At 52.9% G+C, this 1,172-nt stretch carries 11 tRNA genes and 1 rRNA gene; all 12 read right to left on the reverse strand.

The features are described from left to right. Positions 1–46: 46 nt before the first annotated feature. The 12 genes from C1710_RS08115 to rrf all read right to left on the reverse strand — a co-directional run bounded on the left by C1710_RS08115 (position 47) and on the right by rrf (position 1,165). Positions 47–120 (reverse strand) — tRNA-Met (locus tag C1710_RS08115). A gap of 8 nt (positions 121–128) precedes the next feature. Next, positions 129–216: transfer RNA gene (locus C1710_RS08120), tRNA-Ser, on the reverse strand. A 37-nt stretch (positions 217–253) separates the two neighbouring features. Then, positions 254–327, reverse strand: a tRNA-Ile gene (locus tag C1710_RS08125). A gap of 16 nt (positions 328–343) precedes the next feature. Next, a tRNA-Met gene (locus tag C1710_RS08130) sits at positions 344–417 on the reverse strand. 17 nt (positions 418–434) lie between these two features. Continuing rightward, a tRNA-Pro gene (locus tag C1710_RS08135) sits at positions 435–508 on the reverse strand. A gap of 7 nt (positions 509–515) precedes the next feature. After that, positions 516–589, reverse strand: a tRNA-Arg gene (locus C1710_RS08140). A 3-nt stretch (positions 590–592) separates the two neighbouring features. Continuing rightward, positions 593–681: transfer RNA gene (locus tag C1710_RS08145), tRNA-Leu, on the reverse strand. 16 nt (positions 682–697) lie between these two features. Next, positions 698–769, reverse strand: a tRNA-Gly gene (locus tag C1710_RS08150). 11 nt (positions 770–780) lie between these two features. Beyond that, positions 781–853: transfer RNA gene (locus C1710_RS08155), tRNA-Thr, on the reverse strand. A 22-nt stretch (positions 854–875) separates the two neighbouring features. Next, positions 876–948: transfer RNA gene (locus tag C1710_RS08160), tRNA-Lys, on the reverse strand. A gap of 18 nt (positions 949–966) precedes the next feature. Continuing rightward, a tRNA-Val gene (locus tag C1710_RS08165) sits at positions 967–1,039 on the reverse strand. Positions 1,040–1,048: 9 nt separating this feature from the next. Next, positions 1,049–1,165 (reverse strand): 5S ribosomal RNA (rrf, locus tag C1710_RS08170). Positions 1,166–1,172 lie beyond the last annotated feature (7 nt).

The following is a 1,172-nucleotide window of genomic DNA, read 5'->3' on the forward strand; positions in this document are numbered from 1 at the left end:
TCCGTGACAGGGATGCGTCCTAAACCAACTAGACCAACGGACCAAATTGCGGGGGCTGGATTTGAACCAACGACCTCCGGGTTATGAGCCCGACGAGCTACCAGACTGCTCTACCCCGCGATAATAAAAGGAGGATAAGAGATTCGAACTCTTGCGTCGGTTGCCCGGCCTAGCGGTTTTCAAGACCGCCCCCTTCAGCCACTTGGGTAATCCTCCAAATTAAAATAAAAATAGTTTCGACCACTTAGGTCAATGGACCTTGTAGGACTCGAACCTACGACCGGGCGGTTATGAGCCGCTTGCTCTAACCAACTGAGCTAAAGGTCCAACATAGCCACCCAAATCGCGGCGGGGGGGATCGAACCCTCGACCTCCCGGGTATGAACCGGACGCTCTAGCCAGCTGAGCTACACCGCGAAAATATTATACTGAAATCGGGAAAACAGGATTCGAACCTGCGACCCCCTGGTCCCAAACCAGGTGCTCTACCAAGCTGAGCTATTTCCCGAAATAAGTGCACCCAGAAGGAGTCGAACCTTCAACCTTCTGATTCGTAGTCAGACACTCTATCCAATTGCGCTATGGGTGCATCTGGTGCCGAGGACGGGGATCGAACCCGTACGGTATTTTACTACCGTGGGATTTTAAGTCCCATGCGTCTGCCAATTCCGCCACCCCGGCATTATGGAATTGACAAAGCGGAAGACGGGATTCGAACCCGCGACCCCCACCATGGCAAGGTGATGTTCTACCACTGAACTACTTCCGCATAAGATTTAATGCCGACTAGAGGATTCGAACCTCCGACCCCCTGTTTACAAGACAGGTGCTCTGCCAACTGAGCTAAGTCGGCGTTTAGGATCCACACGCGACAATGAGCCGTGACGGTTACGATCCGTCGACCCTCTGATTAAAAGTCAGATGCTCTACCAACTGAGCTAACGGCTCATGAGCTATAGGCCCAAATGGAGGATACAGGGCTCGAACCTGTGACCCTCTGCTTGTAAGGCAGACGCTCTCCCAACTGAGCTAATCCTCCAAAACTTGAGCGTGGCGACGCCCTATCCTCGCAGGGAGCGATCCCCCAACTACTTTTGGCGCGCTGAAGCTTAACTACTGTGTTCGGCATGGGAACAGGTGTATCCTTCATGCTATTGCCACCACACTCTTGA

Origin of the sequence: [Lactobacillus] timonensis, assembly GCF_900240275.1 — a bacterium.
In the GTDB taxonomy this organism is placed as follows: domain Bacteria; phylum Bacillota; class Bacilli; order Lactobacillales; family Lactobacillaceae; genus Limosilactobacillus; species Limosilactobacillus timonensis.